Source organism: Arachnia propionica (assembly GCF_037055325.1).
Taxonomy (GTDB): domain Bacteria; phylum Actinomycetota; class Actinomycetes; order Propionibacteriales; family Propionibacteriaceae; genus Arachnia.
Genome location: NZ_CP146373.1, coordinates 1,595,581 through 1,622,540 on the forward strand (window position 1 = coordinate 1,595,581; position 26,960 = coordinate 1,622,540).

Annotated in this window: 20 protein-coding genes; 14 read left to right on the top strand and 6 right to left on the bottom strand. The window is 62.8% G+C overall.

Annotation, left to right across the window (positions count from 1 at the left end; all coding sequences use genetic code 11):
- Positions 1–5 precede the first annotated feature (5 nt).
- Positions 6–752: an ABC transporter permease gene (locus tag V7R84_RS07415; RefSeq protein ID WP_338573633.1), complete on the top strand. Its 747-nt coding sequence runs from the start codon at positions 6–8 to the stop codon at positions 750–752.
- Positions 753–1,855: 1,103 nt separating this feature from the next.
- On the opposite strand, the gene V7R84_RS07420 is transcribed toward V7R84_RS07415, so the two are convergent.
- From V7R84_RS07420 to ssd, 4 genes are read right to left on the bottom strand one after another with little or no spacing between them, the layout of a single operon-like run.
- Positions 1,856–2,467, bottom strand: coding sequence for a type II secretion system F family protein (locus V7R84_RS07420; RefSeq protein WP_338573636.1), 612 nt, complete (start codon positions 2,465–2,467; stop codon positions 1,856–1,858).
- On the bottom strand, positions 2,464–3,252 hold the full coding sequence (locus V7R84_RS07425) for a hypothetical protein (protein ID WP_338573639.1): 789 nt from the start codon (positions 3,250–3,252) through the stop codon (positions 2,464–2,466). The genes V7R84_RS07420 and V7R84_RS07425 overlap by 4 nt, the downstream gene beginning before the upstream one ends.
- A 5-nt stretch (positions 3,253–3,257) precedes the next feature.
- Entirely contained in the window at positions 3,258–4,397 is a 1,140-nt protein-coding gene (locus V7R84_RS07430; RefSeq protein WP_338573640.1) for a TadA family conjugal transfer-associated ATPase, read from the bottom strand.
- Entirely contained in the window at positions 4,397–5,419 is a 1,023-nt protein-coding gene (gene ssd / locus V7R84_RS07435) for a septum site-determining protein Ssd (RefSeq protein WP_338573641.1), read from the bottom strand. The genes V7R84_RS07430 and ssd overlap by 1 nt, the downstream gene beginning before the upstream one ends.
- 95 nt (positions 5,420–5,514) lie before the next feature.
- Between ssd and V7R84_RS07440 the strand changes: the two genes are divergently transcribed.
- Positions 5,515–6,279, top strand: a complete 765-nt coding sequence (locus V7R84_RS07440) for a class I SAM-dependent methyltransferase (protein WP_338573644.1) — start codon at positions 5,515–5,517, stop codon at positions 6,277–6,279.
- Between the two features lie 55 nt (positions 6,280–6,334).
- A complete protein-coding gene (locus tag V7R84_RS07445; protein ID WP_338573647.1) occupies positions 6,335–6,784 on the top strand; it encodes a phage holin family protein in 450 nt (149 codons plus the stop codon).
- Between the two features lie 121 nt (positions 6,785–6,905).
- On the opposite strand, the gene V7R84_RS07450 is transcribed toward V7R84_RS07445, so the two are convergent.
- Both V7R84_RS07450 and V7R84_RS07455 read right to left on the bottom strand, forming a co-directional pair.
- Complete coding sequence (locus V7R84_RS07450) at positions 6,906–8,879, bottom strand: tetratricopeptide repeat protein (RefSeq protein ID WP_338573649.1); 1,974 nt, start codon at positions 8,877–8,879, stop codon at positions 6,906–6,908.
- 64 nt (positions 8,880–8,943) lie between these two features.
- On the bottom strand, positions 8,944–9,327 hold the full coding sequence (locus V7R84_RS07455; RefSeq protein WP_338573652.1) for a hypothetical protein: 384 nt from the start codon (positions 9,325–9,327) through the stop codon (positions 8,944–8,946).
- Positions 9,328–9,541: 214 nt separating this feature from the next.
- Here V7R84_RS07455 and V7R84_RS07460 point away from each other — a divergent pair, with 214 nt between their 5' ends.
- The 11 genes from V7R84_RS07460 (at position 9,542) to V7R84_RS07510 (ending at position 26,799) form a co-directional block, all read left to right on the top strand.
- Positions 9,542–9,970: a hypothetical protein gene (locus tag V7R84_RS07460; RefSeq protein WP_338573654.1), complete on the top strand. Its 429-nt coding sequence runs from the start codon at positions 9,542–9,544 to the stop codon at positions 9,968–9,970.
- A gap of 204 nt (positions 9,971–10,174) precedes the next feature.
- On the top strand, positions 10,175–12,187 hold the full coding sequence (locus V7R84_RS07465; RefSeq protein ID WP_338573657.1) for a hypothetical protein: 2,013 nt from the start codon (positions 10,175–10,177) through the stop codon (positions 12,185–12,187).
- Positions 12,184–13,455: a hypothetical protein gene (locus tag V7R84_RS07470; RefSeq protein ID WP_338573659.1), complete on the top strand. Its 1,272-nt coding sequence runs from the start codon at positions 12,184–12,186 to the stop codon at positions 13,453–13,455. Before V7R84_RS07465 ends, V7R84_RS07470 begins: the two co-directional genes overlap by 4 nt.
- Before the next feature lie 127 nt (positions 13,456–13,582).
- The gene (locus V7R84_RS07475; protein WP_338573661.1) at positions 13,583–15,472 is read left to right on the top strand and encodes a hypothetical protein; all 1,890 of its coding nucleotides are present in this window, start codon (positions 13,583–13,585) and stop codon (positions 15,470–15,472) included.
- A 194-nt stretch (positions 15,473–15,666) separates the two neighbouring features.
- Entirely contained in the window at positions 15,667–16,752 is a 1,086-nt protein-coding gene (locus V7R84_RS07480; RefSeq protein WP_338573663.1) for a hypothetical protein, read from the top strand.
- Positions 16,753–16,755: 3 nt separating this feature from the next.
- Positions 16,756–18,858, top strand: a complete 2,103-nt coding sequence (locus V7R84_RS07485) for a hypothetical protein (RefSeq protein ID WP_338573666.1) — start codon at positions 16,756–16,758, stop codon at positions 18,856–18,858.
- Positions 18,859–19,340: 482 nt separating this feature from the next.
- The gene (locus V7R84_RS07490; protein ID WP_338573669.1) at positions 19,341–20,117 is read left to right on the top strand and encodes a hypothetical protein; all 777 of its coding nucleotides are present in this window, start codon (positions 19,341–19,343) and stop codon (positions 20,115–20,117) included.
- A gap of 5 nt (positions 20,118–20,122) precedes the next feature.
- Positions 20,123–22,171, top strand: a complete 2,049-nt coding sequence (locus tag V7R84_RS07495) for a hypothetical protein (RefSeq protein WP_338573671.1) — start codon at positions 20,123–20,125, stop codon at positions 22,169–22,171.
- A complete protein-coding gene (locus V7R84_RS07500) occupies positions 22,168–23,436 on the top strand; it encodes a hypothetical protein (RefSeq protein ID WP_338573673.1) in 1,269 nt (422 codons plus the stop codon). Before V7R84_RS07495 ends, V7R84_RS07500 begins: the two co-directional genes overlap by 4 nt.
- Before the next feature lie 91 nt (positions 23,437–23,527).
- Complete coding sequence (locus tag V7R84_RS07505) at positions 23,528–25,552, top strand: hypothetical protein (protein WP_338573674.1); 2,025 nt, start codon at positions 23,528–23,530, stop codon at positions 25,550–25,552.
- Entirely contained in the window at positions 25,552–26,799 is a 1,248-nt protein-coding gene (locus tag V7R84_RS07510) for a hypothetical protein (RefSeq protein ID WP_338573677.1), read from the top strand. The genes V7R84_RS07505 and V7R84_RS07510 overlap by 1 nt, the downstream gene beginning before the upstream one ends.
- The last annotated feature ends 161 nt before the right edge of the window (positions 26,800–26,960 follow it).

Here is a 26,960-nt window from a genome sequence, read left to right on the forward strand (position 1 = left end):
GCTCAATGTTCAGGGCAGAACTTACCAAGCTCAAACGCTCCAGCACCTGGATCATCGCATTCGTCCTCCCGATCCTCGCAGTCACCACTGGCACGATCAACTTCGCTGGCAATAGCAACGCACTCGACTCAGGATGGGCCTCATTCACATCCCAGGTCGTCCTGTTCTATGGCCTACTATTTTATTCAATGGGCATCAGCCTGCTTGCGGCGACGGCCTGGCGCATGGAGCATCGCGGCACCAACTGGAATTTGTTGTTAACGGCAACCGCAAAACCTTTCCGACTCGCGGCCGCCAAGGTTGGTGCGGTTTTTATCCCAGTGACACTCATGCAAGCCGTCCTCGTCACAGGAACCGCCTTCTCGGGAATCTTCGTCCTTCACCTAGAAGGACCTTTCCCTTGGGGGTTTGCAGTCGTTGGATTCATCGCACTGGTAGCCGCTCTGCCATTGATCACCGTGCAATCTCTGCTTTCAATGCTACTGAAATCCTTCGCCGCGCCAGTAGCCTTGTGCCTGCTGGGGTGCGTGGCCGGGGTAGCAGCCGTCACTTCTACCACACTGAAGCCCATCGGATATATCCTCCCGCAAGCCATCAACACTCGCGCTCTCAATCTCGGTTCCATCGCAATCGCCGAATCCGGCGGACTCACCATCGGCGACGCCGCGTCTCTCCTGATCACGAGCCTCGCACTAACAGCGGCCCTCGCATGGATTACCGTTCCCCTCATTCAAGCAGTCAAGCTTCGTTGACATCACGAGGCCGGCATTGTCAACGACGTCGCGTAACGAAAATCAGAGAAGGCATGGATGAACGTTCAGACCTCTCATATCAATAGCAGAGCTCTAGACTTTTGTAGATGGCAGTAAAAAACTTGGATTATACTCCAGACCTCCGCCCGATTTTCCTCAATTCCCAATAGGCTTCCTTCGGCACGCACCACCCGAGCAAAAAATTGAAGCCCAGTCTGATTGCCTTCAGCCTTCAGCCTTCAGCCTTCAGCATTCAGCCTATGATGCCGCCATCTTTGATCGCTTTTATTCTGACAGGACTCCCGTTGGGCAATTCTATTTTCTTGCAAACAGTGAGGCTTATTCACAGACGGCGTGGCGGCCAGCAAAGCCCCTAGTCAGGGCGCACTTGAGAAAGGCTGTGAATAAGGCTCAGTGTTGAATGATATCTACTGCAGCGCTGGTCGCAACACATCCCCGCCATTCCTACCGAAGCATTAGGTAGCATATTACTCATAACAACGACATGGCCGACGTACATGTATTCTACCCCCGAACCTGACTGGGGAATCATCACATCCTTGACGCGCCAAGAGTTCCACACCGCCAAACCTTCAACGCGCTTTGGATCACTTCGGTTCACATGCATCCCTACTATGGCGCAACCAACAATTCTTGACCGAGCGGACAGCCCAGTCATGGTCGTCGGAAACACGCTTCCTTCCCGGCGAGAAGTATGTGGGCGATATCACCGACATACTTCTGGAACTAGGACATCAGCTGTGAAGTCTTTTTGATCAGGCCGGGATGTCCCGTCGGCACGGTAGTTGTGCACCTTGGGGTTCGCAGATCACTGCGCGAACATCAATGGGAATACCGCGACAAGGCCATCACGGTTCATGAGGGTGTTACGGAGGACATGCTACTGCGTTACGTCTCGGATGGTTGATCTGATTTTCCTGCAATTCTTCGTGATGCCTGACCTGAAGCTGACAACGGCGTCCGTCCACATGTCGCGCGGCCGCAAGAAGTTCCAACCATCACCCATGTCCTGAGACATCACACTCACAGGCCGGCTCAACCAGCGTCGGGGAAGGGATCCAGCCGGTTTCGGACCTTCGGGTTCAGCGACCCGCGAAGGTGCCGAGCAGCGACGCCACCAGTGGTACCACCCCGACGAGCACGAAGGCGGGCAGGAAACACAGCGCGAGCGGTTGCACCGATTTCACCCCCACCGACCTGGCCCGTTTGGTTTCCTGTTCGCGACGGCGACGGCGCGCCTCGTCGGCGTGGACGCGGAGGCAATCCACCAGGCTGGTGCCGGAGCGGGCCGAGCGGGCGGCGTCGCGGGCCGGCGGCCCCCAGTCGGGGTGGTCGGCGAGGCTGCCCCAGGCGTCCTGAGGGTCCCTACCGACCTGCAACTGCGCATCGATCCCGTGCAGGATCGCAGCCGTGGCGGATGGGCTGACCTCGGCGACCGTGGCGATGGCGTTGGTCATGGGGGCTCCGGCCTCCAGGCAGACGGCCAGCAGCTCCAGGGTTTCGGGGAGTTCCCGCACCACGGCCCGCTCCGCCTTCCTGCGACCGCTCCGCCATGTCACCACCCACTCCCACGCCTTCCCCACCCATCCGGGCAGCGGAGAGGGCTGGGGGTCCAGCCTACTCAGGGGCGGTGGGGCCCACCATGCCAGGACGGCTGCAGCAACGAGGAAGCCGACCAGAATCGCGGTATTCATTGCTGGGCCGCCAGTTTCTCGGTCCACACCACCCCGGCGGCTGCCAACCCCACCCCGGCGAGCGCCAGCACCGGCCCGAGCGGATTTTCCAGCAGGAAACCGAGGGGATTGGCCCCGACGAAGGAACCGAGCAGCAGGGCCCCAAACGGTAGGAAGGCCATGATCCGGGCGCTGCCGCGCGCCATCGCCAGTTCGGCCTCGACGACTCCCGCGAGTTCTCGTTCGGCCCGCAGCCCCTCCGCGACCTGCAGCAGCACGGAGGCAACGGGCGCGCCGGTGCGTTCCGCCACCCGCCACGCTCCGGCGACCCGCGCCAGGCCCTCACGTCCTGGGGCCTGGGCCACCTCCTGCAGCGCGGCGGGGACGTCCCCGCCCAGGGTGGCGACGGCTGAGACGGGGGCCAGGGCCTCGCAGTCCGTGGCGGCCTCGGCGAGCGCCACTGTGGGAATCTGTCCGGCGCGCAGCAGCATGGCCAGGCCCACCGTCACCCGGGTGGTTTCGTCGGCCCGGTTGCGTCGGATGCGTTCCGCGGTGGAACGCCGCAGCACCCACGCGGCGGTGCCGACGGCGATGGCGGCGACGAGACCCCAGCCCGCTGCTTTGATTCCGAACACCACGGCCACCGCCACCAGACCGGCTGCGAGGACGATCACCACGGGCCGGGACGTCTTCCTCACAGCAGCTGCGCTGTCACGTCCCGGTCCGCGACGAGCCGGTGTTTCCAGCCTCTCCAAATTCTGCTCCTTTCCGACGAGCAGCGCAGCAGCGAGGGCAAAAAACAGCACGCAGATCAGCATCGCGACCACTCCAGCCAGTCGCGCACGAGGTCCGCTCCCGGCCCCCAGGTGGTGGCCCCGTCGGCGACGGTCATGGCGGGCACGATCCCGACCAGCCCATCCGCGCCCCGCCTGAACGCCCCCACCTCCGCCAGCCAGCGTTTCCCATCGGCGCCGCGACGCAGATGCAGCACCAGTCGTAGGGCCGCGGCGAGTTGCGCGTGACAGGCCTCACGACCCAGTCCGCCGAGTGCGGCGAGGGCTTCCAGCCGGGCAGGAACGTCGGCGACGGAGTTGGCGTGGACGGTGCCGCAACCGCCCTCGTGTCCGGTGTTGAGCGCCGAAAGCAGGTCGGTGAGTTCCGCGCCACGTACCTCCCCCAGCACCACCCGGTCGGGGCGCATCCTGAGGGCCTGCCGCACCAGGGTGGTGAGCGTGATCGCTCCTTTGCCCTCGTTGTTGGGGGGCCTGCCCTCCATGCGCACACAGTGCGGGTGTCGGGGGGTCAGTTCCCGGGCGTCCTCCACCACGACGATCCGTTCCGTTGCCGGCACCTCGGCCAGCAGCGCCGCCAGCAGGGTGGTCTTACCAGTTCCTGTGCCACCGGAGATCAGGAACGGCACCTTCCGGGCGATCACTCTCCGGCACAGTTCCAGGGATTCGTCGGTGAGCGACCCCGCGGCGTGCAGCTCCTCCAGGGTCAGGCTCCGCGACGCCGGGACCCGCAGCGAGATGCACGTCCCCGGGCTGGCCAGCGGAGCCAGCACCGCGTGCAACCGCACCCCGCCCGGCAGCCGACCGTCGACGAATGGCTGGGCGTCGTCCAGGCGTCTGCCCGCGGTGGCTGCCAGCCGGATCGCGAGCCTGCGGACCGCCTCGTCGTGGATGAAGCGCACGTCTGCGGTCTCCAGTCCGGCGCCGCGATCCACAAACACCGCGTCCGGGCCGTTGACGAGCACGTCCGAGACTCCCGGTTCCCGAAGAAGCTCCTCCAGCGGACCAGCCCCGACGGAGTTGCGGCGCAGCTGGTCCATGGCCTGCCTCAGAGCCGTGTCGGTGACCACTAGCCCCATGCCGCGCATCGCGGTGGCGACGTCCGCAGCCGTGTGGGGGCGACCGAGCCTGCCCAGCCTGGCCTGCAGCTCCTCCAACATCACAGACGCACCTCCTGCAGCAGCCGCGCCGAGTCCCGGCGCAGCCGGGCCGCGGGCCGCGATCCGACGCTGGCTCCCTGGGCCGCGAGCCGCGGCACTTTGGGGTCGTCGCGCACCACCCCGGCCAGCGGCAGACCCAGCGCATCAGAGACCGCTTCGGGTGGCAGCCCGCGACCCTTCCCGACCCGCACCACCAGCAACGCCCCGGTCAGGTCGATCCGGCGGGCCCGCATCCGGGCCGCGGCCACCGACCGCACGTCTGCGCCGACCATCAGCAACGGGACGACGCGACGTCCCAGCTCCGCCAGGCGAGCGCCGTCGCCCGCGTCCACGACCACCAGGTCGTGGCTGCGTTCCAGCGACCTGAGCACCGCCGACAACGCCGCCTCGTCGGGGGAATCGCCGTGGGGTCTGCCCAGCGCCAGCACCGAGACCCGCTCCGCCGGGACCAAATGTGGGGTGAGGTCGCCGATCTCACCGACGGCGTGCCGCAGCTCCTCCCAGGTCATGCCCTCCTGGGTTTCGGCCCCGAACAGCAGATCCAGGCCACCACCGCAGCTCGCCAGCTCCACCGCCACCGAGCGCAGTCCCGTCTCTGCGGCTCGTGTCGCTAACGCCACCGCGAGGGAGCTGACCCCCAACCCACCGGAGGCCCCTGTCAACGCCAGCGTCTGCGCCGCGTCCCGGCCCGGCAGCTCGTTGGAGAGGACCTCCGCCAGGCGCTGCGACTCTTCGGGCAGCAGCAACGCGGGCGCGCCCAGCTCCGCGGAGGCCGGCAGCAACTCCTCGGAGTCGAAACCCACCACCCACACCCCGGGCACGACCCCGAGGGCCGCGGCCCGCGACGCCATGTCCGCGCCCACCAAGCGCAGTGTGGCGGTGCGCCAGCGGCGTCTGAGCTCTTCCCGATCCGTGATGACCTCCAAATCGATTCCGAGGGCCAGCGTGGTGGCGAGCACGGAATCCGCGAGCGCGGCTTCCCGCGTCGCGAGCAATGGACCGGTAATCTCCGATGTGTTCACGTTTTCACTGTGGGAACCGATGGGGTTGATTCTCCGTTTCCGCTCGAGGGTGTGGATAACCTGTTTGATGTACCTGAAGAACAACCCGAGAAGAGATGACCACCACCGATCCCCTGCCTCCTGAAGCACTGACCTGGCTTGCCGTCTGGCCGGGGGTGCGGGGGTTGACCTTTGGGGGCAGCCTGCTGCCCCAGCGCCTCGAGGAGGCGGGCCACACCGTTTTCGCGATGGCCGACACCGACCGCGACATGCGTCGCCTGCTCGCCCTCCAGGGCATCATCCCCTTCTGGGCGCGCCCCGAGGCCATTCCGATCGATCCCTGCCAGTTCGACGTGGTGTTCGCCCACCAGTCTTTCCATCTTTTCGATCCCGGGCAGGCGTTGTCGGAGATCGCCCGGGTGCTGCGCCCCGGCGGTTGTTTCTCGGCCTCGTACATCATCCGCGACGACTCGGTGCCGTGGGTGCGGCGCCTCACCGCGCTGATGCGTCACTACGACCCGATGGCGATGCGCGGCGACTACGGTCACACGTCCCTGGCAGCCGTGGACGATTCGAAATATTTCCCGGAGGTGGAGCACCGCGCCTTCCGCATCTGGCAGACCGTCAGCCTCGACGATCTTCAACGGCTCGTCGCCAATCAGCCGTTGTCAAAACGACTTTCGGAGCTGCAACGCAAGCGCCTGGCCGACGAGATCAAGGACCTTTTCGAACACGCCGTCAGGCCCGGGGAGAACCTGCGTCTGCCGTTCCAGTTGCTGGCGTGGCGGGCCTGGGTGAATCACGACGAACTGACCGAACCGGTGTCCATGCCGGAAAGCGGCATCGAGATCGACATGCAGGTCGCAACACCCCTGCGGTAGCCGTAGGCTAGGGATACCGGCTGCGCCGCAACCGGTCGGACGCGAAAGGAATACGATGGCCCGTCCCACACCGTTCCAGTTGCTCCGCGACGGCCTGATGGATTTCGTCGCCCGCGAAACGGAGCTGGCCAAGGCCGAGCTCATCCCTGCCGCGAAACAGGCCGGCATCGGCTCGGCCTTCGTCGGGGCCGCCGTCACCTTCCTGCTGCATTCGCTGTGGATGCTGGTGATCGTGCTGGCGCTGGCCCTGAGCTGGCTGATGAGCCTCACCGGCCTCAACACCGTCGGCTGCCTGACACTGGGGTTCCTGACGGCGGCGCTGCTGTCGATCGGGATTGCGGTGCTGCTGATCTTCATGGCCCGCGCCCGCTTCCGGAAGGTCAAGGCCCCGACCGCCACCATCGAGGAGGCCAAGGCCACGTTCGTCGCCCTCACCGACGCCGCCCTCAACCGGTCGACGGAGGTGGTGGTGAGGGAGGAACCATCCCTCCCCGAAGTCAGCTGAACCGGGTCGCGACGAAGGAGCGCCCCGAGTCGGAAACCATCTGCTGAGACGTCCCGGGGTGTCGTCGCAATGTGGAGCCTCTGGAAGTGCGCGATCTCGTCAGCTCTTGCCGACAGGGGGATCACCCGATCCGAATCCACTCCGCGACGGGGGCTAGTCTGTCCGCGTACACGGGCTCTACCCGGAGGGTCTCGATGCATCGCCGGAAGATGTCCAGGTCGTCCGGGGCCACGTGGTCGCCGATCCCGGAAAGGTGGCGCTCCGCTTCTCCGGGGGCGTCGGTGAGGCAGGCGTGGAGCGCCGCGGCGAACCTGCCGCAGGGGGCGTGATCGGCAAGCTCCGGGTGGAGACGCAGGGCGCAGAGGATCGCGGAGACGTTGGCCTCGTCGATGAACCCCCGGACCGCCTCGTGGGCCTTCTCGGAACTCCCTGCGACGTCATGGGCCTGCTCGGCTGAGGACACGGCGGCCAGAGCCAGCAGGCCCTCGATGTATATGAACTCCCCGTGCTCGATGTGCCCAGAATCCTTGTCGGGGAGGACGTCCCGGGAGCCTCGATCAGCTTCCGCGCGGGGTGGGGTGTCGGTGGCACAGGCCGGCACGTCGTCCCCTCGCGCGGCGGTTTCCTCGACGACCTCGCACTGCAGATCGACGACCTCCCGAGCGGCGACCAGGGCCTCTGGGAAATCCCCCAGCTCCGCCAGCTGGGTGGCTAGAGCGGACAACGGCATGGCCAGAAACGGCCCGAAGGCCCTGCGGAGTTCGCCGGAAAGCCCCCGATACACCTCGATGGTTTCCCGGTGAATCCCTACGGCCTCCCGCAGCACCTCCACGGCTTGCGCAGAATTTCCCGCCTCCACCAGCCGGGCAGACCAACCGGCCAGCGACACAACCAGGTGGGAGCCGAAAAACACGCGGAATTCTCCGGTGAGCTGACGATGAATCCGTACGACTTCTCGCTCCACATTCAGCGCGCCCGCGTGATCCCCCACATCCCACAGGCGGGAGGCGAGATTGGCCAGGGGAAGAATCAGGCCTTGGTCCGTTGAATCCTCATCTGCGGATTCGCGGTGAATTCGCACGGCTTTCCGGGCCATCTCTAGGGCGCCCACGCGATCTCCCGCATCAGCCAGGTGCGTGGAAAGACCAAGCAGGTTCATCGGCTCCCGGCTTGTTTCCAGGACACGAGCGAGTGCCGCGACCGCGACACCACGCAAGGCCGGATCTCCCGGCCAGATTGCGGCGAGAATCGTGATAGCGGGCAGATCCTCCCCGCCTTTCAACGCCTCCTCCAGTGCCGTGACGAACGGGCCTCCCTGACGCTGCGCGACATCAAGGGCGGCCACCCACAGGTGCGGCCGGTGATGCAGAACGGAACGCGCAAGGCGCACTGCGGCCGCATCCCCCTGGGACGTGCACCGCGTGATCGCGTCGCACATCCGCTCGTCCTGGGCATCACGAGCATCGGTTTGCCCGGTTCCCAGTGTGGAGAACCCGGGGGCGCCGGGCGGCTCCGGCAGTACCTGGTCCAGCAGTTTCTCGGGATCCTCGCAGCCTTCACCGTCCACGAAGGTTGCGATGATCAGGTGCTCCGCGATCGACTCCGGGCGCAGAGCGCGTTCTCCTGTGGGCCGCGACAGCATCTCGAACAGCAGCCGGGCGTACCCCTCGGCGTCTGGCACGGCGCTGGCCTCCGGCAGACGGGACAACACATCGCGGACTTCCTCCGGTGTGACGGGGCGGAGCAGGCTCAGCGTCGCCGCCGCGGTTCTCCACGTCGCCTCGGGAAGTTCCCCCAGTCCGCGCCTGATGGCCTCTGCCTGCCAGGCGAAGATCTCACGTCGCAGGATCTCGTCGCACGGTTCATCGCAATCGGCGAAGGGCATGGTTCCCGTGCGGGCGTCGATCGGCTGCATCGGACCCCGCTCGGTGTCCGGGGCGGGTTCCCGGTGGCCCGGTTCGAGCACCGGACTGCGCAGTGGTTCGTGGGCCGAGCGGTCGTGGTCGCCCCTTAGGTTGTCGGATCTCCGCCGCGTGCGCGCATACTTCAATTCCAGTCCGGCGACGATCCCCCTGATCCTCTCAGCACCCAACATCCCTTGATGCTAGTGACGCAGGAGTTCATTCCCCCTTTTCCGAAATCGCTTGAACCGTCCCCGTTCAATAATGTGGCGCACGTCCCACGTCCCCCGCCCGGATCCGCCCATCCCCCCGCCCCGGGGAAACGAGCGGGGCCCCGGAGCAATCCGCCGCAGCGGTATGGACCGCGCGACCCGCACCCACCTGGCATGCCGGATACCGGCTTCGGGGAAAGGCGTCCACGACGCCCTGACGATCGTTCTCGACGCCCGCACCGGTCAGGTCACCGGGCAGCACGCCTCCCACTCGACGTGGGCCCTCCAGCTCACCGACTCCGCCCTCCTGGACGGCGCCACCGCATACGACCTGAACACCGGCGAAGTCCGTTGGACCCTGCCGAACCCCGGGGGCCTGACCGGCGGCGACATCAAACGCCGCGACGCCCGCTCCGGGGCCGCGGGGCACAGTTTTTTCGTCCTGATGTCCACACCGTCCGGCGACAACACCGGTCTGCGTGCCACCGTCGTCGTCTTCAACTCCGCGTACGGATCATCGTCCGGCCACGGCAAGCGCGGCCCCGAAGCCGGACACGCGTACCGCATCCACGGCCTACCAGTGGCTCGTCGGCGCCACATCGGATTCCGTCCTCCTGTCGCCCCGGAAAACCGGCGGGGAATGTATGCCCCTCACCAGGGCAGGCACCAGCGGGGAGGTCCTGGGCGTCGTTCCCTGCGTTCACGGTGTCAAACCGGGCGGCTGGGTCATCCGTTTCACGGATCCGAGGACCGCTGCCGAGGTCCTCGCCCGGAAGGAGACCTCCACGTCCGACGTCCTGACGCTGCCACGCGAACTGTTCAACGTCACCACGGGGGCGGTGATCGACGTGACCGGCATGTCCGTCGACCACGTGGACCTGCCCGACGGTCCAGGACTGCTCCTGCAGACGGTCACCACGACCGGAGAGGGGAAAACCACCAACACACCTACGGCCTGGCTGAGCGCAACCCCGGACAGCACACAGGCCCGCACCGACGACATGACCACACTACTTCTCACACCCGAGAGGATCTCCCAGAAAACCGTCCGCATGGGAGAGGAGGAGACGTGAGTGCACACCACCCGGCTGCGCCAGGCAACACCCCTCCCCTGAAGCCGATTGAGCCGGGCCGCGACGAACAAGCAATCCGCGTCGACACCACCATTAGCCGGACAGCACACGGCGCGTCGACGACATGCGCAGGCCGCTTCTCAAGGCCCGCGGGATCTCCCGGAAACCAGACGGGTGACCCTCCCCTGTTCGATAATGAAGTGCATGTCCCAGACATCTGACGACATCATCGACACCGACTCAGACGATATCCCAATCGCCGCGAACCGGCGGGTCCTGGTCCTGCGGGCCCTGAGGATCGGCGGGCTGATTGCCGCCCTGCCCAGCACGGTTCTTGCGGTTGTGTGGTGGAACAGTTTCCCTCTGCCGCAAGACCTGCTCACATCATTTCTTCAGCTTTTGCTCGCCCTCCCGGCGCTGTGGGTCGCGAGTGCGCTCGTCCGCAAAGTATGTCACTGGTCCGAAGAAGAGTTCGCCCGCAGGATATGGCGGGGGGCGCGGAAGTTTTTCGCATCGCTCGTCGCTGTCTACACGATCGCCCTGACGGGGTCGCATGTGCATCGCTGGTGGCATTTCTATGCAGATTTCTCGTTCAGCATCATCGTGTTGCTGACGCTGGCCGCGTTGACTGTCGCTCTGGGGCTGGCGACCGCCGTCGATCTGTGGCTCAGGGGCATCCGCGACCAGCGCGACGTCCTTCCTGGCGAACCCGATGACCCGGCCCGGTTTCGTCCCTTCCTGCCGGATGCGAGCGACGAGGATGATTCCGGTTCCTCTCGGCGAAGGGGCCGCAGGTACTGGGGTCGTCGTTTCATCGCGTTGCTGGCGCCCGCTCTGGCACTGACACTCACGTTGCTTCTCGTTCACGACACATCGAACCCGGTGGTCCAGACCACCGCCCACGCTCCGGATGGCCCCCTCCCCACCCGGCCCACGCACATCGGAAGCAGAATCGCCTGGGAGAAGGACGTCCCCGGTCTACTCGACATCGCATCCGGGGTCACTGGCCCCCTGGTCCTGACCCCCGAGGGCTTGACCGCCGTCAATCCCGCTGACGGCTCCACCCTCTGGAGTTATCACCGCGCAGGAGCGCAATACGTCAGTCGCTGGGATTGGGGACGGCACAACATGTTCGGACCGGTTTCCCACAACACTCCATATCTGCTGACCAATCCCAATGGTCGCTACGTCGCGTTTCGTATCGACGCCCCCGACGGGCTGGAGCAGGGCGGCGAGGAAATACGCGATGGCATCCTGACCATCATCATTGACACCGCGACCGGCCAGGTGACCAGCGAGCGCCTCACCGAAGAATATTCGCCTCTTCAGCTCACCGACACCGCTTTCTTGGACGGCGCGACGGCCTACAACCTTTCTGACGGTCAGGCTCGCTGGACCCTGGAGGCGGGAACAATGAAAGGAAATAAATCCTTCATCGGTCCCGCAGGCCACAATTCGTTTGTCATCGATATGATGCTGAATACCAAATCACGTCAGCACAAGATCTACGACCTGACCCTCGCTTCAGATAAAGACCCCAGGCAGAACGCCACAGCATCAAATTTTCCCGAGGTCGACGAAAACCCTGATGACAGGCCCGTAAGCATCAATGGGTGGACCGTGCAGTACGCGGAGAAGGTCGATGACCCCGACCATTACACGGCCCGGCAAATGCAGGCCGTCAGCTTCGATTCCCTGGCCGGCCTGGAGGACACCCCCGCCGTGGATCTCGGGAAGACCTTCGGACCCAATATCGTCGCCTCCCACGCCTCTGGCACCGTGGCCCTCTACCCCGAGGACGAGTACGACCCTGCCCAGCAGGTGGGAACCGTCTTCGATCCCGCTACCCGGACCGTGACGCCGGCCTCCGGGTGCGCGGGTCCCGTAGCGGTCAGGCTGGGCATCACCAGGGTCGCTGATGGTGGGGCGGTGTCGCGGGCGCTCGCCATCCGGCCCTGCGATGGTTCCGACGGACTGACGCTCCCCGTGGTTCCCGGACCGTTCAGGCCGCCCACGACAACTGAGGGATCGGCCCCCCGACAGCTAGGAAGTCAGGGGAAGCAGGTCGCCACCATGATGAATGTTCCCGGCACGACTCTCGTCGTCTTCAACCCCGAGGGAGAAGTAAAAGCCAACCAGACAAGTGGCTCTGAACGGACCTATCCGCACCATCGCTATCCGTACCATCTGTATGCCCTGGCGGGTGATGCCTCGTGAAATCTCTGACACCGCTCACCCGCTTCATCGCGGCTGCCCTGCTCCTGGCCTTCTCGCTGACGGCCTGCTCCCGGGATGCGGGGACCCGTTTCACGTCTCTGACGGATACCAGCGACGTGTCCGACCTCGTCTCCGCTCCCAGCGCGACCGATCCCGGATGGACGGTTGATCTCACAGATAAGTTGTACGCGAATCTGACCCTCCCCACGGCCAGCGGTCCGGTTCTTTTCTTCCACACGTCCCGTCCCGCGACCCCGGACGATTCCGCAAAGGGAACGACAGTTGGAACGACGACCCTGGTGTCGCTGAATCCCGATACCGGTTCGGTGCGCTGGGCCAGGACTCTGGGGTCGGATCCCGTGGCTGACACCGCTGACAGCGATACACATCAGTCGCTGCTCGACAGCAGCAGGAGAGGGCTCCGTCACTCTGATGACGAGGAAGCGGGTTATGCCACCGTGAGCCCGAATGGGCGCTATCTGGCGATTCAGGCGCGGGCCCACATGGTGTCCGAGAAGTCCACCGATCCGGGTGACCAGCGCGTGGGCATCGTCGTCCTGGACACCGACACCGGACAAGAGGTCCGCACCGTCGAGGTCGCGGGAATCGTCCTGGCCCATGCCCTCACCGACGATTCCCTGGTGGTCGAAACCGCGCAGAACTTCTTCCCTGCGGGCAGCGGGACACTCAATCTCTTTTCCCTGGGCGATACCCGGGCAGAACCCACGACCCTTCGAACCGACCAGTGGCTGGCCGGCACCACACACGACTCGCTCCTGTTGGCCCCGAACGAGCTGACAGAACTCCGGTGGGACTATCTCCCCATGCCCTGCACCGTCACCCGGCTCAGCACCACCGGCGAGGCCCTGGGCACAGTGACCGGCGCCCGCGTGATACATCCCGGCGGCTGGGTCGAACGTTTCAAGGATCCGGAGGCTGCGGCCATCACCCTGGCCCAGGAGTCATCCGCTTCCGGTGTGGCGACCGAGCTCGTACATGTGGAAACCGGAACAATCATCGATACCACCGGTTTCAGAGTCTCTGCAGAAACCCTTCCCACGGGCCCGGGAATTCGCCTGTACACAAACGCCACTGCCGACGAAGACCGGGGGGACAAGATCGAAGACCGCACGACATATTCCTGGTTTCCCGCCACCCCGGACAGCACGGCTCTGCGCACCGACGACATGCCCTGGATCACCGATCACGTCACCACCGATGATAAACGGATCCTGTCCCGGGAAATAATTCACATGGAAAAGAGCTAAAACTTCGCCCCGGTTGCACGACACTCAATGATTTCACCGTCCATGTGCAGCACTCCACATGGATGTTGGGTGCTGCACAACCAGAAAACCGAGGCGAATGACCCTCTCCTATTCGATAATGAAGTACATGTCCCAGACATCTGACGACATCGTCGACGCCGACACGGGCGACACCCCCATCGTCACGAACCACCGGGTGCTGGTCCTGCGAGCACTGAGGATCAGCGGGCTGATCGCCTTCCTCGTCGCGCTGCTGCTGGCCTGCCCGTGGTGGGATGGTTTCCCCGTTCCGCGGAGCCACGTCAATCAGCTCTTGCTGTTCGGCACCACACTTCCGTTCCTCTGGCTCCTGGGATGCCGGAAAGGGGCCTCCAAAGTGTGGTTCGCCTGCCTCGTGATCATCGACGCGGTCCCATTGGCGGCTTTTCAGGTGTACCGGTGGTGGCTGTTCCATTCGCTGTCCTCCGTCAGCGTGGCCCTGTTCCTGGCGTTGGCGCTGCTGGCCTTTGGCCTGGGATTGTTCATCGTCGCCGATCTGTTGCTGCGAGCGCTCCGCGATCGGCTCGACATCTCTCATCGCGACCCCGCCAATCCCGCACGTTTCCGCCCCCTCCGCGACACGAATGCCACGTCTCGGTGGCGCGGGCGTCTGCGTCGTCTCTCCCTCGTCGCGGGAGCCGTCGTGGTGCTGGTGGCCCCGGTTTTCCTCGCTCCCGCACTGACGGGTCCGGTCTCCACGACCGCCACGGCCCCGGAAGGCGACCTGCCCGCGCGTCCCACCACCATTGGCAGCGAGGTGACGTGGAGGCAGGATGTCCGTGGGCTGATCGACGTCACGGCGGGGGCGGCTGGGCCGATCCTGCTCACCAAGGATGGCGTGACCGCCCTCAACCCCGGCGACGGAACGGTTCTGTGGAGCTATCGCCGGTCAGGGGCCTCGTATCTCATGATTCACTCCAGCGTTGGAGACAGCGCCGAGCGTCCTTTTTCCCACATGGTGACCAGCCCCACCGGTCGCCACGTGGCGCTACGGGTCATGGGTCCCAAAGAGCTAGACCAAACGGCGCACGCCGACCGTGATGCATCCATCAATGCCGTAACCATCGTCATCGACACACTCACCGGACAGGTGACCGGCGAGCATCTCTCCAACGACGTCTGGCGTCTCCAGCTCAGCGACTCCGCCGTGCTGGATGGCACAACCGCCTATTCCCTGAAAGATGGCCAAAAACTTTGGTCCTTCACAGGGAAGTATGGGTACGCGGGCTACTCGGGCCCGGCAGGGCACACATGCTTCGTCGCGACGAATCACAAGCAGACTAACGGACCACACGTCAGCACACGCATAACACTGACCCCGGACAGCGCTATACGAACCGACTCCAAGAGAGCCAGCATCACTGTGGACGCTGACGCCGAAGGACTCCCAGTGCTGGTGAATGGCTGGACGGTCCAGCCCAAGAACCCGGATGATGCACTGCGCACGGACGAGGGAGAGAGCTGGGAAGCCCAAGCGATTTCGCTCGATTCCCTCATCGGATTTGCCGAGGAGGAGCCGGTCGATCTCGGCAGGATCACCGGCGTCTATCACGAAGTCTCACACAGGTCAGGGGTCATCCGCACCTCGGAGTCCATCTTCGACCCTGCCACCCGCACGGTCACTCCTCTTTCCCAGTACCCGGGCCCGGCGGGAGCCACGGCCGGAATCGATGCAACCATTCAGGAGGGCAAGCAGACAGGGGCTTTCGTCATACGCCCAAGCGATGGCTCGGCAGGGATCACGGTTCCCATTGAACCTGGTTCCTTCCCGGTTCCTTTAGCAGGTAAAAAACCCGCCCCCCTCACCGTGTCCGGCGGTATGCACGAGAAATTTTTTCTCAGCGCCCCAGGAGTCACCCTCATGGCCATCAATCCCATGACAGGAAGCAACGATTACTCCAATTCCAGCAGCACAAAGCATGGCTACACCCGCATCCACACGTACCGCCTGTACGGCGTGGCAGGGGGTTCTGCATGAGCACGAAAAAACGACTGACGCGCGTGATGGTTGGCTTGCTTCTTCTCACTGTGATGCTTTCAGGATGCTCTCACCTCGAAACCAGGAGCAGCGATAGGCATCCACGACAGATTCACTCCGTCACCTTAACGAAATCCGACAGCTCCCATCACGATCCTTTCCCAGAACCGATCCAAACCGACGACGGTTGGCACATGGAATCCGCGACGAGCACCGTCCGGAAGTATGACGCTTTTCCCACAGCACACGGACCCGTACTGATCACGGACGCCAAGGACAAGGAGATTATTTCCTTGGATGCCAGCACGGGATCTGTGAACTGGAGGCTCACCATGAGCACCGGCATCGGGGCAGAGGAAAGGGCCGCTGACACACCACAGACGTGGGCCTCCACGCAAGAGGCTGTCGTCAGCCCCCATGGGAAATACCTGGCGATCCAGACTCATTCGTACCTGAACCCCGAGGATTCCGAGAACATTGGCGACCAGCGCGTGGGCATCACCGTCCTGGACACCAAAACCGGGGACACGATTCGCACCGTCGAGATCTCCGGCATGGTTCTGGGGCAGGCCCTCACCAATGATTCACTCGCAGTCGAGACCGCCCAGAACTACTACCCCGCCGGCACCGGGGTTATCACTATTTTCTCGTTGAGTGACGCGCAGGCCGAACCCACCAGCTTCCGCTCCAATCAGTGGCTGATCGGAGCCAGCCCCGAATCCCTGCTCATGTCGCAGGAGCTTCCGCCTCGCGACGACTTCGGTGCTTTGTGGCCCTATGCCATCACCAGACACAACACTGCGGGCGAGGAGCTGGGAACCGTGATCGGTGTCCGTGGCCTTCATCCCGGAGGCTGGATCGATCGTTTCAAGGATCCGGAGGCTGCCGCGAAGATCGTGAACTCGCAGAGCAAGGCATCCGAGCGCACAAAGGCCCTGGAAGCGCTGCAACACGAGCTGTTCCACGTCGACACCGGAACAACATTGGATGCGACCACTCTGCTGGTGGCCGACGTGATCCTCCCCACCGGCGCGGGGATTCTTCTCTACACGCAACGCACGGAGGGCGAGGAGAGAAAGCCGTCAGCCTTGTATCCCACCCCGGTGTCCTGGCTCGACACGACGAGCGGTCACGATTCACTGAGTCAGGAGAAGATGACCCATATCTTGCACCACGCCTCCCAGGACGAGCGGAAAAACGGTTTCGCTCCATCACGCGCAACCCTCACCCCCGGGGTGGAGGCCCCACCGGAGTCACTACCGCTGCCAAAGGAGCGATGATCCATGTCCGATACCTCGATTCCAGAAGACGACATGGCAACCGACGGCATCGACGCCCCCATCACGGAGGACACTGAAACCCTCGATTCGACGAAAGACCAGCGGCGATACACTTTCTTGGCGCGACACATCTCAACACTCAGGGCTCTCCGACTCGGTGGCCTATTCACTGTTGCCGCGGCAATCATTGTGACGATCGTCTGGTGGGTGCAGCTGACGCTGCTGTGGGGGGTCGTGTTCCCCTACTTCCTATTCACACTGGCCATTGTGCTCCTTTGGTTTGTCGGCGCCCACCTGCGCCCTTTGAAACGCACACTCGCTGCCCTCACCGTTATCTGCACGGTCGTTGCCGTTGGTGTCATAGGGCAATATTGGTGGCTGATCCACGAACAATCCTCCATCTGGATCGTTCTGCCCTCCGTCCAGGCCTTGGCGACTCTGGGTTTGGGGATATTTATTGTTTCCGATGTGCTGCTGCGCGGCATCCGCGACCACCAAAACATCCCACCCGGTGATCCCTCCGATCCGGCCCGCTACCGTCCCAGGAAACACAACAACACGTCTTCGAGACGCTGGGTCACTCTGCTCCGCCGGGCCGCTCTCGCATTGGCGCCGGTCACCGCTGCGGCAACCGCGGTCGCTCTCCTCCAGGCCTCGGCAGCTCCGATCAGCCACACCGCCCCACTCCCCGAAGGACCCCTGCCGGAGCGCTCCACCGGGATCGGCACCACTCTCTCATGGACGAGAGACGTCACAGGACTGCTGGCCACCGCGTCCGGAGCTGCCGGACCGGTGATACTGACCATCGACGGCTTGACCGGTCTCAACCCCGCCGACGGCACCACCCTATGGACCTACCAGCGTACAAACGCCACATACGCGAAGATACTGGACCCGTATACATTCGGCAGTTTGTCGAGTTCCTACCTGGTGAGTAGCCCCAACGGCAGATATGTCGCCCTACGCATCACATTCCCGGATGAACTCGCACAGATTCATGCCAAATTCATTACAAACGTGGTTGGAAAAGAAATACCGACCCACAATGCCGTGACGATCATTGTTGACACCCTCACCGGCCACGTGACCAACGAGCACCCGTCAAACATCAACTGGCTTCTACAACTCACCGATTCCGCCATTCTCGATGGCACCACCGCCTACAACCTCGACGACGGAAAAGTCCGCTGGACCCTGAAACCCCCGACCAAAGAGTCAGACTCAGATCACGTAAGCGACTATTCCGGCCCCGCGGGACACAGAAGCTTCATCCTGCCCGGACAATTTACCGGGTACAAACCAGAAAAACACATGAGCAGGTCGTTGACCCTGATGTCCGACACCGATCCGACTGACACCACGACGGTGGAAAACGTCGCAATTGACATCCTGACCGACTATCCGGTGATCGTAAATGGCCTCACCGCCCAGTACGCGAAAGCCCTTGTCGTCGAAAAAGAGGAAGGAGGAACGCCGAGAGCCATCCAAGCGCAGGAGACCCGCGTCGTGACGCTCGACTCCCTCGCAGGACTGGAAGAAATGAAACCTATAGACATGGGAAAGACCATTGGGCTCAATGCGGCAGCATCCCACGCCTCCGGAACACTCGCCGCCTATCCGATCCCCGAGGATGGAAAGATAAAAATTCTAAAATACGACACGGTTGTCGACCACCTCGAATGGGGCAACCCGACGGTGGGTACCGTGTTCGATCCGACCACCCACACCGCCACCCCCGCCAACCAGTATCCCGGCCTGGCCGCCGCCACCGTGGGCATCACCCCCACAGCCGGCAATGAAACAGTGTCAGCAGAAATCGTCATGAAACCTGCCGACGGGTCCACCGGAGCTTCAGTCCCCTTGGACACACGAACCATGTTTCAAACAATAAGCACCAATGAACCCATTCAAATCTTGGAGAAGAGAGCAAGAAGGGCTGCTGTACATATCATCGATGTTCCCGGGGCAACTTTCGCAACCCTGAGAGTTGATGATGGCCTACCGGTCGATTCGGATTGGTATTCCTCGTATTCTCCATTCACGAGCACCGGATACGAGTACGCCCCTTCCTATCGCCTGTATGGTTTGACGGGAGATGCTTCATGAATCTTCACAAGCAACTCATCTGCGCCTTGACCGGGCTGGTGTGTGTCGCCCTGCTGGCATCGTGCACCCCGCACAGTGATGGCGCTCGCTCGGTAACCATCACAGACGCTGGGAACACCTCCGAAATCCTCGGCTCTCCCATTCAGACCGAAACTGGCTGGAAGGTTACGTTTCCCGAATCAACAACCACGGCACGCGACAACTGCACGGCGACGGATTGGCCTGTAACCTATCTCGAGAGTCCCAATAACGAAAACGGGAACGCCTCTTCCAAGGCTGCGAAACCTGAAACTACGCTGGTTTCACTGAATCCACAGGACGGCTCGGTGTGCTGGGCCCGCACCATAAAGCCAGCAATGCGCACACACAACTTCCAAGACGATTCTGACACTCCCCAAAGCTTGTTCCTCAGAACCCAGCAGTGCGCAATTGCCGCGCTCGTTTCCAATGAGCGATATCTGGCTTTCTATCTCCGCCCCTGGATGACCTCCAAGGGAAGCAGCAACATCAGCGATCAGCGCATGAACATCATGGTCCTCGACACCGAAACCGGCAACGAGATCCGCACCATCGAAGTATCCGGACTCGTCCTAGGACAAGCCATCGTCAACGACTCCCTCGTGGTCGAGACCGCCCAAAACTACTACCCCGCAGGCACCGGAATCCTCAACGTCTTCTCCCTCACAGACCCCCACGCCGAACCAACCACCACCCGCACCGACAACTGGCTCATCGGCTCCACCAAAGACCCCCTCTTCATGTCCCCACAAAGCTCACTGTCACTGACACACAACACTCGCGACGGAAAAACACGTCAGATTTCGACCATCATCAAAGCAGCCACGTCCGGAGAGGCGCTGGAGACCATCACAGGCGTCATGGCCATTCATCCCAACGGCTGGATCGAACGCGCCAAGAACCCACAAGAAGCAGCAGAAACCGCCATCAGCCCCGACAAAACTCCACTAACAACCCTGCCCCGGGACCTGATCAATATTAACAGCGGAACGAGCCTGGATGTCACCGGACAATACGTGGCTGACGTGAGTCTTCCAACCGGCCCCGGCCTCCTCCTACAAACAGTCACCACGGTCGGGGAAGGAGAGAACAAGAAGACCACCTACACCAACCATTCCTGGCTTCCCGCCACCCCCGACGCCGCGGAACCACGCACCGACGACATGCAACGCATCGAGATAGACGGCGCTACTAATAAAGTCCTCAGCAAACCTATCCGCATGGGAGAGGAGGACATGTAGACATCATGTCCGAAGAACCCGAGATCACCCCCACCACACACGACACAGAAACCCCCACCGACGATGTCGGCACCCCGGCCACGGACGACACAAAGACTCCAGAACCGGCGAAAGACCAGCGACGATACACTTTCCTGTCGCAACACGTCTCGATGCTCAGGGCTCTCCGATTCAGCGGAATTCTCACCATCCTTTCCGCGATCATATCGATTCCTTCCCTGGGGGGCAACAACAACGCTTTTGGGCCATCCGACGGACTGTTTCTCGGATTGTTTCTGACATTTCTTCCGATTTCGATCTTCTGGGCTTGGAGCAGCCAGAAAAACTCCTGGCGACGCTTGATTGCCCTGCTCGTTGCCCTATGCTCGGTCACGTCCGCCGGTTTTCTGGTGCGCTGGTGGTGGACTCTCTACGACCAGACCTCGTTCAACTCCACTTTCCTACTGTCTTTTGGCCTGGCATCCCTCGGGCTGGGTTTGCTGATCGCCACCGACCTGCTGCTCCGGGGAGTCAGAGACCATGCGGGAATCGCTCCTGGCGGCAACGACGATCCATCCGTTCTTGCTACCTACCACCCCAGCGCGGACTCTGCCGCTACCGGCACAGGGACCAGGATTTTGCACGGGATTCTCCAGTTCATTCGCATTGTGGTGCCCACCGCGGTGCTGGTCACTGCGGTCATTGTGGCTCATACGGTGGCGAACCCGGTCACGCAGACGACCGCGCCGCTTCCCGAAGGGCCCCTACCCGAGCGTTCCACGGGCATTGGCACCACCCTCGCCTGGACCAAGGACGTGCCGGGACTGCTGGCCACCACATCTGGAGCCGCCGGACCGGTGCTACTCACCACCGAGGGCGTGATCGGTCTCAATCCCGCCGACGGCACCACCTTGTGGAGCTACACACGGAAAAGCACCGGCTTCTGCATGGACGTGATGTGGTGTGGAGAAGCTCCTTTTCGCGTGCACTATCCATACACCAGCCCCACGGGTCGATATATTGCTGTGCAATTCCGCATGCCGGAAGCTGTCATCAAGAAAACCATTCCATTTCAGGACGCCATGACAGTGATCCTGGACACCCTCACCGGGCAGGTCACCGGTGAACATCCATCAAAGATGGAGAGTAAGCTCCAGTTGACGGATTCTGCTCTTCTCGACGGAGACACCGCCTACAACCTTAATAATGGAGGGACCCGCTGGAAATTGAACGGATCGGGAAGTTCGATCGTCGGAGAAAGCGCCCATTCAGGCCCCGCAGGACACAGATCATTCATAGTGACTGGCCCCGGCTACAAAAAGAGTCTGATCTCCGATAGCGACCCGACCTCCTTCACCGAGGTGGCGAATCTCGCCAACGACCCCCTGACCGAACGGCTTGTGGTGGTGAATGGCTGGGCCGCCCAGTACACGAATCCTCCCGATCTCAAGGGCAGAGAGACGCACAAAAATATCGGGGGCGGGGAAGCGCGAGCCGTCACACTCGACTCCCTCGCCGGTCTAGACGACGGCACCACCCCTATCGATCTCGGCAGAATCTCCGGGGTGAACTCCGCAGCCTCCCAGGCATCCGGAACCGTGACCACATATCCCCCATACGACGGTCGCTCCAAATTTGAACCCAGTGAATACACCGATGACATCTGGGTAGGAACTGTCTTTGATCCATCCACCCAACGTGTCACACCCGCCACTCAGCACGCGGGACTGGCAACCGCCAAGGTAGGGCTCATGGCAACCTCCGAGAAGGGACAGCTGTCGGGCTCCCTCGTCGTACGGCCAGGTGACGGCTCAAGCGGCGTCACCGTCCCCATAGCCCCGGGCTCCACAGTAATACCCCCCGAGCAGCTCGCACGAGAGCGTGACCAGCAGCCCATGCAATTTTTCCCCATCGGCAACACAAGATACGTTGACTCGCACAACGTGGAGAGGGCCGTCGACGCCATGAATACTCCCGAAGTGACACTCCTTCTGCTGAATGGCAGCCCCCCCTCCTTGCGTTACAGCGATCCTCAGGCCTACCGGCTGTATGGACTGACGGGAGCCACCTCATGAATTTTCACAGAAAACTGGCCGCAACAATCACGGGAGCACTTTTCCTTTCCCTACTGCTCAGCTCCTGCAGCCACAACACTGATCCTCATGCCGTGAAGAACAGCGACGCCGGAGACGTCTCACACCTCATCGAGGCCCCCGTGCAAAACGCCACCGGCTGGAAGGCCACCGCGACATGGTATGCCATCCACAACAGCGCATCACCTGTCGTTTCCACACCCGGCGGCCCCATCGTCTTGTTCGACCCATCCCGCACACAAAAAACCTCGTCATCCTCGGGAGAAACCGCAACGGGAACCCTCGTGGCCTTGAACTCCGAAGACGGCTCAGTACGCTGGGCACGCACAGTGGAGCCCGGCTTCCCCGAGGAATATCACCGCGGCCCCGACGACATCGAAGACGACATGCCTCAAACCATATTTGAAAATGCTCTGGGAGGAAGGCGAAAATTCGTCGCAGCCAGCCCGAACGGTCGCTATCTGGCCGTCCGGCTCCTGCCCTACATGACATCCAAGAACCCCCACAGCTTCGGTGACCAGCACACGCACATCACTGTCCTCGACACCGAAACCGGCAACGAGGTCCGCACCGTCGAAGTCACAGGAATCGTTCTGGGACACGCCCTGACCAACGACTCACTCGCAGTCGAAACCGCTGAAAACTTCTACCCAGCAGACACCGGAAAAATCGACATATTCTCCCTCACAAACCCTCAGGAAAAACCAACCACCACACACACAAACCGCTGGCTCACCGGAGCAACCAACAACTCACTACTCCTATCACAACAAAACACCGACGAAAATTACTACAGCTACGAGCAGCTCTACACCCTCACCACGCTCAGTATCACCGGCGAAGAAGAAGACACCATCACGGGCGTTACCGCCATTCACCCAGGCGGCTGGATAGAACGTTTCAAAGACCCAGAAACCGCCGCAACCATATTCCAGACAACGCAGGGAGAGACGCAACGCACGAAAGAGCTGAATGCACTCCCCCGCGACCTGGTCAACCTCGACACCGGAACCACCTTCGACATCACCGGCCTATCCACAACCGAGGTGATCCTGCCAACCGGCCCCGGGATTCTGATGCGAACAGCAACAACAACCGAAAAGGATGGAAAGGAAAGCACCACCTACACCGCAACCTTCTGGCTTCCCGCCACACCAGACGCCACGGAACTACGCACCAACGACATGCAACACATCAAGGGCGAAGTGGCCAGCGAACCCATCCACATGGGCGATGAGGTGATATAGGAGTCATATGGCGTCGACACGAGCAGCTTCGGGGAAGCGCCTTTTCTCAATAACTGCTCGCACATGACCCGTTCGTGTTCGACAATGAAATATGCCCCAGACATCCGACACCGCCATCAGGACCGTAGCTCCTTCGCTGCGTTTCATTCCTAGCCTCAGGGATCTGAGGCTGGCGGGGCTAGGGGTCGTCGCTATCGCTGCGCTTCTGGCGATCCCATCCTGGGGCGACATCGCCCTGCTCCTACCCACCATCACTCCTCACCTCCTGACACTCGCCGCGATACCGGTTTTCTGGCTGTTGGCCGTCTGGTTGGGCTTCCGGAGAATCACCCCGACCGTGATCGTCACGGTGGGTTCGATCGCGGCGGTCGGTTTCCACTGTCGTCGATGGTGGGTGATTTACGAGCAGTCGTCGATCCGGTTGGGGTTGCTGCTGGTCATGGCCTTAGTTTCCCTCGGGCTCGGGTTGTTCGCGGCATCCGACCTGCTGCTGCGGGGCATCCGCGACGGCATGGATCCGCGCCCCGAGGCCTCCGACGACCCCGCCCGCTTCCGTCCCCTGCTACGCACCCCCGTATCGCCGGACACCAGGGTTCGCCGGCTCACCCGCGTCCTGCCCCCCGTCCTTGCGCTGGTGCTGGCGGTGCTACTGGTTCATGTGTTCACGAATCCAGTCTCCCAGGTCGCTGCGTCCCCGCCCCCGGGTAGCCTGCCCGCTCGGCCCACCCGCATCAGCACCACACCCACTTGGGAGAAGGAGGTCCCGGGGCTGCTGGAGGTGGCCGCCGGTGCGGCAGGCCCGATGCTTTTCACCGACGAGGGATTGACCGCTTTGAATCCCACCGACGGCTCCGTTCTGTGGAGCTACCGCCGCGACAGGGCCTCCTACGTTAGTCTGCCATTCCTCGGCAACGAGATTCCCCAAGGGTCCCTTGCCACAACCAGCCCAACCGGTCGCCACGTCGCCTTCCGAATCAGGAGCGCGAAAGACCTGACGGATAAACACCGGGACAGCCAGGACCGTACAGACAAGACCCTGGTGTACGACGCCGTGACCATCGTCATCGACACCCTCACCGGGCAGGTCACCGGGGAGCATCCCTCCAATACAACCTGGCGCATCCAGCTCAGCGATTCCGCCCTTCTGGACGGCGACACCGCCTACAATCTGACCGATGGGCAGCAGCGCTGGACCATGAAAGGGCCCCACCGTTCGACCCACAACCCCGCCGGCGAGTCGACGGATTACTCCGGTCCGGCGGGACACAATCCCTTCATTCTCAGCTACACCGAGAACGAATTATACAGTGACAAAGCTCTCGACGGCGTTCTGAAAATCGCCCCCGACACCGATCCCACGAAGGTTTCCGAGGTGGTGAGCATCGCGGTCGGAGGCAGGCACTCCACTCCCGTCGTCGCAGGCGGGTGGGTCGCACACTTCACGGAACCAATCGATGTTCACAACAGCGAACCCAACGAATATGGAAAGACCCACGAAATAATCACCAACGGCATCGAGACGGAGGCCGTCACCCTCGACTCCCTCGCCGGCCTGGAACCGAAATCCCCGGTGGCCCTGGGCAAGACGACGGGCATCAATTCCTACGCATCCAGGGCGACGGGAACCCTCGCCGCCTACCCGGACTATTCACCCGATCCTCTTCCCATTTGGGAACTTCACGACAGATACAACAAACCAAAGGTGGGAGCAGTATTCGATCCGGTCACCCGCACCACCACTCAGGCATCCCACTACCCCGGGCTCGCAGCAGCCACGGTGGGAATCGCCGTGATCACCGGCGACGGGTCGAGGAACGGAGCGATCATCGTGCAGCCCAGCGACGGTTCACAGGCGGCCATGATGCCCATCGCCCCGGGGACCACGGCCGAGCCTCCCGACTCGCTGGGCGCCAGGTCCCCTGAGGCCCTGCCTCAGCTCGCGGCCCCGCACAAAGGAGAAACCGCCTCAACCATTTTCATGACGGCCCCGGGTCTCACCCTCGTGGCCTTCGACCCCGAATCCGGAGTCGGGTACGAGTCACACAACGACAACACCGATACCAGCTACGTCCACCAGCACGTTCATCACCTGTACGGCCTGACGGGAGAGTCCTGATGAAAACCTGGAACACGGTGCTCCGGCTGTCGGCGGCACTGCTTCTCGTCCTTCTTCCGCTCGGGTCGTGCGCCCCGGCAGCGAACCGCGACAGCTCCCCCGCCCCGCCCTTCTCCCTGAGCCTGGAAGACGCGGGAAACAGCTACTCCCCCTTCACCGCTCCCACCCTCGACGGTACCGCCTGGGATCTGAACAACAGCATGATGCTCGCCCGCGGCCCTTCAGTGCATTCCACGCCCTTCGGCATCATCGTCATCATCAATACCTACTATCCCTTGGATACCTCCCCGAAAAGCAACGACACCGAGACGACCAAGATCCTCTGCCTCGACCCGGCGAGTGGTTCTCTGAAGTGGGCTCGCATCCTGGAACCGGCATCCTCAGAGAACCATCACAACAGCGCCGGGACGGCCCAGGACATCCTCAACTCGCTCGAACCAGCCCGCATCGTCACCAGCCCGGATGGACATCACCTGGCGATCATGGTCAAACCGTACCTGGTCTCGAGGAGCTCCAGCGACGCGAGCGACCAACGCATGCACATCGTCATCCTCGACACCGAAACCGGCAACGCGACCCGCACCGTCGAGGTCTCCGGTTTGGTGCTGGGGCAGGCCCTCACCAACGATTCCCTGGTGGTTGAAACCTCCCAGCACTTCTATCCGGCAGGCACCGGAGCCCTCAACGTCTTCTCCTTCACCGACCCACAGGCCGAGCCCACCAGTTTCCGCACCGATCGGTGGCTCGCCGGAGCCACCTCGGATTCCGTGCTCGTGTCGTCCCAGAAGATGCGGGAACGCGGTCACCTGCCCACCACCCTCACCCGGATCAGCACCTCGGGTAAGGAGCTGGGCACCGTTACGGGTGTCACCGATGTCCATGACGGGAGCTGGGTCTTCCGCTACCAAGACTCGGAGGCCGCGACCGCCGCCATCAGAGCGGGTTCCACGGACAAGCTGCCCGAGGAGTTGTTCAATATCGACTCCGGGGTCGCCTTCGACATCACAGGTCTAGACGTTGTTTCCGCGGACCTGTCCACGGGGTCCGGTTTCCTGCTGCAACGCTCCGTACCCGACGACGCCGATCAACAGAAAACCTCCTACGTCCCCGTAGCCTGGCTGCCCGCCACCCCGGACGGCAAGGAGCTGCGCACCGACGATGCGGCATGGTTCAGGGAAGGAGATCCCCATAAGCGGGAGAGCCTCTACACCATGCGTACCATCCGCATGGGCGAGAAACCGGACTGAGGTTCTTCCCTGTCTGTGCAGCGCTCAAAGCACCCTGACCGCTGTTCTCCCCCACCCTCGGTTTGCTGGCCTTACCCTGTTTCGCTGGGCTTGTTTACGCTTGCCTGCGTTGTGACCACACATGATCCAAGTCAGGAAAGGGATCTGCCCGCCGGGACGTG

Coding starts and splice junctions, on each gene's coding strand:
- V7R84_RS07415 (WP_338573633.1), top strand. CDS start 6: ATGTTCAGGGCAGAACTTACCAAGCTCAAACGCTCCAGCACCTGGATC.
- V7R84_RS07420 (WP_338573636.1), bottom strand. CDS start 2,467: ATGAATACCGCGATTCTGGTCGGCTTCCTCGTTGCTGCAGCCGTCCTG.
- V7R84_RS07430 (WP_338573640.1), bottom strand. CDS start 4,397: ATGTTGGAGGAGCTGCAGGCCAGGCTGGGCAGGCTCGGTCGCCCCCAC.
- V7R84_RS07440 (WP_338573644.1), top strand. CDS start 5,515: ATGACCACCACCGATCCCCTGCCTCCTGAAGCACTGACCTGGCTTGCC.
- V7R84_RS07445 (WP_338573647.1), top strand. CDS start 6,335: ATGGCCCGTCCCACACCGTTCCAGTTGCTCCGCGACGGCCTGATGGAT.
- V7R84_RS07450 (WP_338573649.1), bottom strand. CDS start 8,879: ATGTTGGGTGCTGAGAGGATCAGGGGGATCGTCGCCGGACTGGAATTG.
- V7R84_RS07460 (WP_338573654.1), top strand. CDS start 9,542: ATGCCCCTCACCAGGGCAGGCACCAGCGGGGAGGTCCTGGGCGTCGTT.
- V7R84_RS07465 (WP_338573657.1), top strand. CDS start 10,175: ATGTCCCAGACATCTGACGACATCATCGACACCGACTCAGACGATATC.
- V7R84_RS07475 (WP_338573661.1), top strand. CDS start 13,583: ATGTCCCAGACATCTGACGACATCGTCGACGCCGACACGGGCGACACC.
- V7R84_RS07480 (WP_338573663.1), top strand. CDS start 15,667: ATGGAATCCGCGACGAGCACCGTCCGGAAGTATGACGCTTTTCCCACA.
- V7R84_RS07485 (WP_338573666.1), top strand. CDS start 16,756: ATGTCCGATACCTCGATTCCAGAAGACGACATGGCAACCGACGGCATC.
- V7R84_RS07490 (WP_338573669.1), top strand. CDS start 19,341: ATGACCTCCAAGGGAAGCAGCAACATCAGCGATCAGCGCATGAACATC.
- V7R84_RS07495 (WP_338573671.1), top strand. CDS start 20,123: ATGTCCGAAGAACCCGAGATCACCCCCACCACACACGACACAGAAACC.
- V7R84_RS07500 (WP_338573673.1), top strand. CDS start 22,168: ATGAATTTTCACAGAAAACTGGCCGCAACAATCACGGGAGCACTTTTC.
- V7R84_RS07505 (WP_338573674.1), top strand. CDS start 23,528: ATGCCCCAGACATCCGACACCGCCATCAGGACCGTAGCTCCTTCGCTG.
- V7R84_RS07510 (WP_338573677.1), top strand. CDS start 25,552: ATGAAAACCTGGAACACGGTGCTCCGGCTGTCGGCGGCACTGCTTCTC.